At 43.4% G+C, this 8,037-nt stretch carries 8 protein-coding genes (1 of these 8 cut by a window edge); 3 read left to right on the top strand and 5 right to left on the bottom strand.

Annotation, left to right across the window (positions count from 1 at the left end):
- On the bottom strand, nt 1-177 hold the 5' end (the start) of the coding sequence (locus DYC50_RS02995; RefSeq protein WP_172459062.1) for a TrkH family potassium uptake protein. It extends 1,287 nt beyond the left edge of the window; 177 of the gene's 1,464 nt are visible here — the first part of the coding sequence; its start codon is at nt 175-177; its stop codon lies beyond the left edge, outside the window.
- 11 nt (nt 178-188) lie between these two features.
- Entirely contained in the window at nt 189-797 is a 609-nt protein-coding gene (locus tag DYC50_RS02990; RefSeq protein ID WP_115248941.1) for a YigZ family protein, read from the bottom strand.
- A gap of 75 nt (nt 798-872) precedes the next feature.
- Here DYC50_RS02990 and tusA point away from each other — a divergent pair, with 75 nt between their 5' ends.
- A complete protein-coding gene (gene tusA / locus DYC50_RS02985) occupies nt 873-1,112 on the top strand; it encodes a sulfurtransferase TusA (protein ID WP_103854448.1) in 240 nt (79 codons plus the stop codon).
- A 50-nt stretch (nt 1,113-1,162) separates the two neighbouring features.
- Here tusA and DYC50_RS02980 read toward each other — a convergent pair whose 3' ends face one another.
- Complete coding sequence (locus tag DYC50_RS02980) at nt 1,163-1,846, bottom strand: 2,3-diphosphoglycerate-dependent phosphoglycerate mutase (RefSeq protein WP_115248940.1); 684 nt, start codon at nt 1,844-1,846, stop codon at nt 1,163-1,165.
- 242 nt (nt 1,847-2,088) lie between these two features.
- Between DYC50_RS02980 and envC the strand changes: the two genes are divergently transcribed.
- Both envC and DYC50_RS02970 read left to right on the top strand, forming a co-directional pair.
- A complete protein-coding gene (gene envC, locus DYC50_RS02975; RefSeq protein ID WP_115248939.1) occupies nt 2,089-3,303 on the top strand; it encodes a murein hydrolase activator EnvC in 1,215 nt (404 codons plus the stop codon).
- A complete protein-coding gene (locus DYC50_RS02970) occupies nt 3,303-4,193 on the top strand; it encodes a divergent polysaccharide deacetylase family protein (protein WP_115248938.1) in 891 nt (296 codons plus the stop codon). The genes envC and DYC50_RS02970 overlap by 1 nt, the downstream gene beginning before the upstream one ends.
- 71 nt (nt 4,194-4,264) lie before the next feature.
- On the opposite strand, the gene tkt is transcribed toward DYC50_RS02970, so the two are convergent.
- Together tkt and DYC50_RS02960 are read right to left on the bottom strand one after the other, a co-directional pair.
- A complete protein-coding gene (gene tkt, locus DYC50_RS02965; RefSeq protein ID WP_281268541.1) occupies nt 4,265-6,277 on the bottom strand; it encodes a transketolase in 2,013 nt (670 codons plus the stop codon).
- A 169-nt stretch (nt 6,278-6,446) separates the two neighbouring features.
- A complete protein-coding gene (locus DYC50_RS02960) occupies nt 6,447-7,907 on the bottom strand; it encodes a catalase (protein ID WP_115248936.1) in 1,461 nt (486 codons plus the stop codon).
- Nucleotides 7,908-8,037: the final 130 nt, after the last annotated feature.

Here is an 8,037-nt window from a genome sequence, read left to right as displayed (position 1 = left end):
TTGATGACAGCTCCACCACAATAACGTACCAAAAGAAAAGCTGGCAATAAAGGCTTGCATAAAGGCTTTTCCGCCACCATCGCCATAAATCAATGCGACAAAAGCTGGCACGAGCATTGTGGCTGAAAAGCACATCACCAAAATGCCGATAATTCGAAAAATAGATAATATATGCACAATGTTCTCTCTTATTTTATTGCGATGATAGCCAACTGCCCTGCTGAACGCTCGGTTAATTCTCGTTCAAACACAGTGCGTTTATCAGGACGAATTGCCAACACAAAATGCACTTTTTCTTCAAAATCTTGCGATTCAATCAATATATCTTGCTGTTCGCACAAATGTTTTAGCCAGTTAATTTGGTCATAATCACAAGTTAAACGAAAATTTTCTCGCTCCACTTTCATTGTGGTTTCGAGCAATTTTAACGCCTGTTGCACGCCGTTGCCATAAGCGCGCACTAAACCGCCCGTACCGAGCAAAATTCCGCCATAATAGCGCACCACAACAGCACTGATTTCGCCAATCTGGCTACCCAACAAAGCATTCAGCATTGGTTTGCCAGCTGTACCTGCGGGTTCGCCGTCATCAGAAAAGCCTAAGGATTGAGAATCCGAAGGCTTGCCCGCCACCGCTGCCCAACAATGATGGCGCGCATTCGGGTGCTGGGTACGAATTTCCTGCCAAAAGGCTTTCGCTTGTTCTAAACCTTCTGTATGTTTTAGATAAGTGATAAAACGGCTTTTCTTAATTTCTTCTTCAAAAACCACCGCACTTTGCGGGATTAAATATTCCATAACCCAGACTAACTTTGACCGATATTTAATTGAACGGTATTATACGCACAAAATCACTTCAACGAAAAATAAACAATGAACGAAATTCACATTCACCAACAGTTAGACACCCAAGGGCTGCGTTGCCCTGAACCCGTAATGCTAGTGCGCAAACAAATTCGCCATATGCAAGAGGGCGAAGTGTTACTCATTCTTGCCGATGATCCTGCCACCACAAGAGATATTCCGAGCTTTTGTCAATTTATGGATCATCGCTTACTTAAAAGCGAAACAGAAAGCACACCGTTTAAATATTGGGTGCAAAAGGGGCAGTAAAAAGCAAAATAAAAAGGTGCGTTAAACGCACCTTTGTTTTATCAGAACAATTATAGATAGAATTTATCTACAAAGTTTAATTTGTCGTCAAGTTTTAACACTAACGGCTGACCTGTTGGGATTTCAAAATCCATAATATCTTCATCAGAAATGCCGATAATGTGTTTTGCCAACGCACGTAATGAGTTACCGTGCGCAGTTACTAATACACGTTTACCAGATAATAATGCTGGGGCAATTTGATCTTCCCAGAATGGTAATACACGCTCTAAGGTAACTTTTAAGTTTTCGCCATCTGGAATCACATCTGGTGGTAAGTTGGCATAGCGGCGATCGTTGTGCGCTGAATTTGGATCATTTGGATCTAATAATGGTGGTAAGGTGTCGTAAGAACGGCGCCAAATATGCACTTGCTCATCACCATATTTTTCTGCTGTAGCTTTTTTGTCTAAGCCTTGTAATTCACCGTAATGACGCTCATTTAAACGCCAGCTTTTCACTTGTGGAATCCAAAGTTGGTTCGATTCTTCTAACACGATGTTACAGGTTTTAATTGCACGAGTTAATACAGAAGTAAAGGCAATATCAAACTCATAGCCCGCATCTAATAATTTTTTACCCGCTGCTTTGGCTTCTTCTACGCCACGCTCGGTTAAATTCACATCGCGCCAACCAGTAAATAAATTTTTCGCATTCCACTCACTAAAACCGTGACGGATAAACACTAATTCCATAGAAAATCTCCTAATGTTAATGAAAAAATACTGGGCATTTTATAGCAAAAATTTCAATCTTTTAAAAGGAAAAAGCGTTACTTTCCTGATCTTTCGCAAGGATTTGCTAGGTTATAATTTTTCCCTAAGCGAGGATTTTCAGATTTGTGCAAAAATTTTCCGCCGAACATTTAGCGCCTTGCGCAAATAATGGTATAGTTATGCACATTTTTAGCCGCCAGTTTTAGTTTCTAATTTTATTAATGAGAGAAAAAACGTTGAAAAAAATCACCGCACTTTTCTTTTTTGCCTGCACACTGCCTTTCGCCGTGCAAGGCGCGGATCTGTCTGCGATCCAAAAACAGATCAAACAGCAAGAACAGAAAATTGCTGAACAAAAGCGTGAACAAAATAAATTGCAATCCACCCTAAAAAATCAAGAATTGCAAATTAACGGCGTGGTCGGCCAACTGCGCAAAACAGAATCTGACCTAAAAGCAATTCGCAAAATGATGGCTGATACAGATAAACAAATCAAACACTTAGAAAGACAAGAAAAAAATCAGAAAGAAAAACTGGCTAAACAGATCGATGCAATGTACCGCTCGGGGATTAATCCTTCAATGTTGGAGAAACTGTTTTCCGAAGATGCCAAAAAAGCGGAGCGAATGAAGGCTTATTATGATCATATGAACCAAGCTCGCCTTGCATTAATTGAAGATCTGAAACAAACGCAAGCACAGCTCAAGAAAGAAAAAGCCAATATTCAAGATCAGCAAAAAGAGCAACAAAATCAGCTCAATGAGCAAAAAAAGCAACAGCAAAGTTTGCAAAAAGTACAGCGCGAACGCCAATCCACGCTCAATCAGCTGAATAAAAGTTTAGCCAAAGATCAGAATAAATTAGACAGCTTGAAAGCGAACGAAAATGCCTTACGCCAACAAATCCAGCGCGCGGAACAGCAGGCTCGGGAACAAGAAAAACGTGAACGTGAAGCCTTAGCACAGAAAAAACGCCAAGAGGAACAAAAAAGCCAAAAACCTTACACACCAACGGCGCAAGAAAAACAGCTTATGGCAAGCAGTTCAGGGCTGGGCAAACCACAAAGACAATATCAATATCCCGTGTCAGGAAAAATTCTTAACCGTTTTGGTTCAACGCAAATGGGCGAGCTTAAATGGAAAGGGATCGTGATTGGTGCCAATGCAGGAGCGTCTGTACGCGCGATTGCCGATGGACGTGTGATTTTGGCAAGCTGGCTGCAAGGTTATGGGCTAATGGTGATCATCAAACACGGTGAAAATGATCTGAGCTTATACGGCTATAACCGCGCCGTGTCAGTCAGAGAAGGACAACTGGTGAAAGCAGGGCAGAAAATTGCCGAAGTGGGATCATCTGGCGGACAATCACGCTCAGGCTTGTATTTTGAAATTCGCCGCAAAGGCGTCGCGGTCAATCCAACAGGTTGGTTGCGATAATGAAAAACTCTAATCAACAACAACGCGTGAAAAAACAATTCATAAAGAAACCAAGTGCGGTCAAAAATTTGTTTATTTTTTCCACCGCACTTTGCTTGAGCCTACTCCCCACAATTGCGTTCAGCCAATCGCGTCTTGCCATTGTGATTGATGATGTGGGCTATCGTCCGAAAGAAGATGCCGCCATTTATGCAATGCCAAAAGAAATCTCGGTGGCAATTATTCCTTCAGCACCTTACGCCAAACAGCGTAATGATCAGGCAAAACAGCAAAATCGTGATGTTCTTATTCATCTGCCAATGCAGCCTATGGGAAGCCATAAAATTGAAGCTGGCGGGCTAAGCCTTGGAATGTCGCAACAAACTGTGCGAGAAAAAGTGCAAAATGCGAAGAAAACCGTTTCTGCCGCCATTGGCTTAAACAACCATATGGGCAGTGCGGCAACGGCGGATCAAGATTTAATGACGAAGTTAATGATCGCATTGCAAGAACAGCATTTGTTTTTCTTAGATAGCCGAACCATTGGTCGCTCAGTGGCAAGTAAAACCGCAAAGCAACAAGGCGTAAAAGCGCTAGATCGCCATATTTTCTTAGATGATAGCGATGCGTTCGCCGATGTTCAACGCCAATTTCAACAAGCCATTGCCTATGCACGCAAACACGGCACTGCGATTGTTATTGGCCACCCACGCAAAAACACCGTTGCTGTGTTACAAAATGGTTTACGCACTCTGCCGAAAGACATTCAATTGGTTAATATGGGCAGCTTATGGCGTGGTGAAAAAGTGGTGCCTATCAAGCCGTTTATTATGCTATTTAACACTACCCCAGCGCCAACTTCCGTTGCGCCTTTTCAAGATGTGCCGTTATTGCGGGGCATTCCACGTTAGACAATTATCAAACAAAAAAAAACCTTGGGCCAAAACCCAAGGTTTTTATCAACATAAAGTGCGGTGGAAAATTATAAAATTTCTTTCGCTTTAGCCACCACGTTTTCCACGGTGAAGCCAAATAGTTTGAATAATTCACCTGCTGGGGCAGATTCACCAAAGGTGTTCATTCCCACAATGCGTCGGCCGAAGCCAACGTATTTGTACCAGAACTCGCTAATGCCCGCTTCAACTGCAACACGTTTGGTGACGCTGCTTGGCAATACGCTTTCGCGATAGGCTTCATCTTGTTTGTCAAACACGTTAGTAGAAGGCATTGATACCACACGGATTTTTTTACCTTCTTGACGAAGTTGCTCCGCCGCTTTCACCACTAATTCTACTTCCGAACCTGTCGCAATGAAGATTAAATCTGGCGTGCCTTCGCTATCAGTCAAGATATAACCACCGCGCGCCACATCAGCTAATTGTGCAGGGGTTCTGTCCATTTGAGTAAGATTTTGGCGACTGAAAATCATCGCACTCGGGCCATCTTTGCGCTCAACCGCTGTTTTCCACGCAACTGCCGATTCCACTTGGTCACACGGACGCCAGGTTTCTAAATTTGGAATTAAACGTAATGACGCTGTTTGCTCCACAGGTTGGTGTGTCGGGCCGTCTTCCCCTAAGCCAATAGAATCGTGGGTGTACACGAAAAGCACGCGTTGTTTCATTAACGCCGCCATTCTCACGGCATTATGGGCATATTCCATAAACATTAAGAAGGTTGCGCCATAAGGAATGAAACCGCCGTGTAAGGCAATCCCGTTCATAATGGCTGACATTCCAAACTCACGCACGCCGTAGTTAATGTAGTTTCCATCTTGATTTTCTGTGGCACGAATAGGGCGAGAGCCTGACCATAAGGTTAAGTTTGAACCTGCTAAATCTGCCGAACCACCTAAAAACTCTGGCAATAATGGCGCATAGGCTTCAATGGCATTTTGTGAGGCTTTACGGCTTGCAATGCTCGCTGGGTTGGCTTGTAATTTTTCAACAAATGCTTGGCTTTCTGCCGCCCAGTTTGCGGGTAATTCACCACTTAAACGGCGTGCAAGCTCTGCGCTTAATTCTGGATAAGCTTGGCTATATGCTGTCCATTTTTCATTCCACACCGCTTCTGCTTGTTTGCCTTTCTCTTTTGCGTCCCATTGGCTATAAATGTCCGCTGGAATTTCAAATGGTGCATAGTTCCAACCGAGATTTTGGCGGGTTAATGCGATTTCTTCATCGCCTAATGGCGCACCGTGACTATCGTGCGAGCCTGCTTTATTTGGCGAGCCATAGCCGATAGTAGTTTTACAGATAATCAAGGTTGGACGCTCTTTTTCTGCTTGTGCTTGTTTAATAGCTTCTGCAATAGCTTCAGGATTATGCCCGTCAATTTGCCCGATCACTTGCCAGTTATAGGCTTCAAAACGCTCTTTGGTGTTATCGGTGAACCAGCCGTCCACTTCGCCATCAATAGAAATATTGTTGTCATCATAGAAGGCGATTAATTTGCCTAAGCCCAACGTTCCTGCTAATGAGCAAGCTTCGTGGGAAATTCCTTCCATTAAACAGCCATCACCTAAAAAAGCGTAAGTGTAGTGGTCGATAACCTCGTGGCCTGGGCGATTAAATTGTGCCGCGAGAGTTTTCTCCGCAATCGCCATACCTACTGCGTTGGTGATCCCTTGACCCAATGGCCCCGTGGTGGTTTCAACACCTGGTGCATAGCCATATTCAGGGTGGCCTGGGGTTTTAGAATGTAATTGGCGGAATTGTTTTAAATCTTCGATGGATAAATCATAGCCTGTTAAATGTAAAAGGCTGTAAATCAACATTGAACCATGGCCATTTGATAACACGAATCTATCGCGGTTTGCCCATTTTGGATTGGTTGGATTATGCACTAAAAACTCACGCCACAACACTTCCGCAATGTCCGCCATTCCCATTGGTGCACCAGGGTGGCCTGACTTGGCTTTTTGCACCGCGTCCATACTTAAAAAACGAATAGCATTCGCTAACTCTTTTCGATTCGACATTTTTGTTCTCCTAATTATCAAATGTAAAACTGAACTCTGGCTATTCTACCCGATTTATTATGAAAAAATAGCAATTAATTTGATTAGTTTTTATGGCTATAACCGCTTAAATTATTGTCTAATCAAAAAAATGGGTAAATAATAAAACGCTCTTTTGAGCGTTTTATTATTTTTATTTAATGGACTATGCCCAACCTAACGCTTTCTTAATGCCTTCGCCATAGGCTGGATCGCACTTGGTGCAGTTGTCGATATGACGTTGCTTGATGAAATCAGGGGCATCGCCCAAGGCGCGTGCGGTGTTTTCAAAAAGCACTTGCTTTTGTTCTTCAGTCATTAGCTGGAACAACGCGCGAGGTTGGCTGAAGTAATCTGCATCATCTTCGCGATAATCCCAGAAATCCGCATCACCAGTGATTTTCAATGGTGGTTCTTTGTATTGCGGCTGCTCTTGCCATTGGCTGAAGCTATTTGGCTCATAATGCGGCAGGCTACCATAGTTTGCGTCCACTCGCCCTTGACCATCGCGGTGGTTACTGTGTACAGGGCAACGCGCACGGTTTACAGGGATTTGCTGATAATTCACGCCTAAACGATAACGCTGTGCGTCCGCATAGTTGAACAAGCGCGCTTGTAGCATACGGTCTGGTGATACGCTAATTCCCGGCACTAAATTACTTGGTGCAAATGCAGATTGTTCTACATCTAAGAAGAAGTTTTCTGGATTGCGATTGAGTTCAAATTCACCCACCTCAATTAATGGATAATCTTTTTTCGGCCATACTTTGGTGAGATCGAACGGGTGATAAGGCACTTTTTCCGCGTCTTTTTCTGGCATAATTTGCACAAACATCGTCCATTTCGGGAAATCACCACGTTCAATGGCTTCATATAAATCACGTTGGTGGCTTTCGCGATCTTTACCGATAATCGCTTCAGCTTCAGCATCAGTAAGATTTTTAATGCCTTGCTGTGTGCGGAAGTGGAATTTCACCCAAAAACGCTCATTTTCTGCATTAATAAAGCTATAAGTGTGCGATCCATAGCCGTGCATATGGCGATAACTTGCCGGGATACCGCGATCGCTCATCACGATGGTTACTTGATGGAGTGCTTCTGGTAACAATGTCCAGAAATCCCAGTTATAGGTCGCTGAACGCATATTGGTGCGTGGATCACGTTTTACCGCTTTATTAAGATCAGGGAACTTACGCGGATCACGCAAGAAGAACACAGGCGTGTTGTTGCCCACCATATCCCAGTTACCTTCCTCGGTATAAAATTTCAGTGCAAAACCGCGAATATCACGCTCTGCATCTGCCGCCCCACGCTCACCGGCTACTGTGGTAAAACGCGCGAACATTTCCGTTTTCTTACCGATTTCACTAAAAATCTTCGCTCGGGTATATTTGGTAATATCGTGAGTAACGGTGAATGTTCCGAATGCACCAGAACCTTTCGCGTGCATACGGCGTTCAGGGATCACTTCACGCACAAAGTTCGCTAACTTTTCTTGCAGCCACACATCTTGGGCCAAAAGTGGCCCACGTGGCCCTGCGGTTAAGCTGTTTTGGTTATCTACCACCGGCGCACCAAAATCGGTGGTTAAGTGAGTAACCGGACATTTTTTGATTGAATCAGACATATTCTTTTCCTTTTTGTTATGGGAGAAAACGGGGTTCATCATAACAAGATCGACATAGAAAGAATAAATGGAAATCTATATTGATTTGATAGGGCTAAGATAGGTATTGCCTAATATTTTAAGGAAAAGT

Origin of the sequence: Avibacterium avium, assembly GCF_900454535.1 — a bacterium.
Classification (GTDB): Bacteria; Pseudomonadota; Gammaproteobacteria; order Enterobacterales; family Pasteurellaceae; genus Avibacterium; species Avibacterium avium.
The sequence above is the reverse complement of the archived record's forward strand: the minus strand, read 5'-3'. Positions and strand labels throughout refer to the sequence as shown.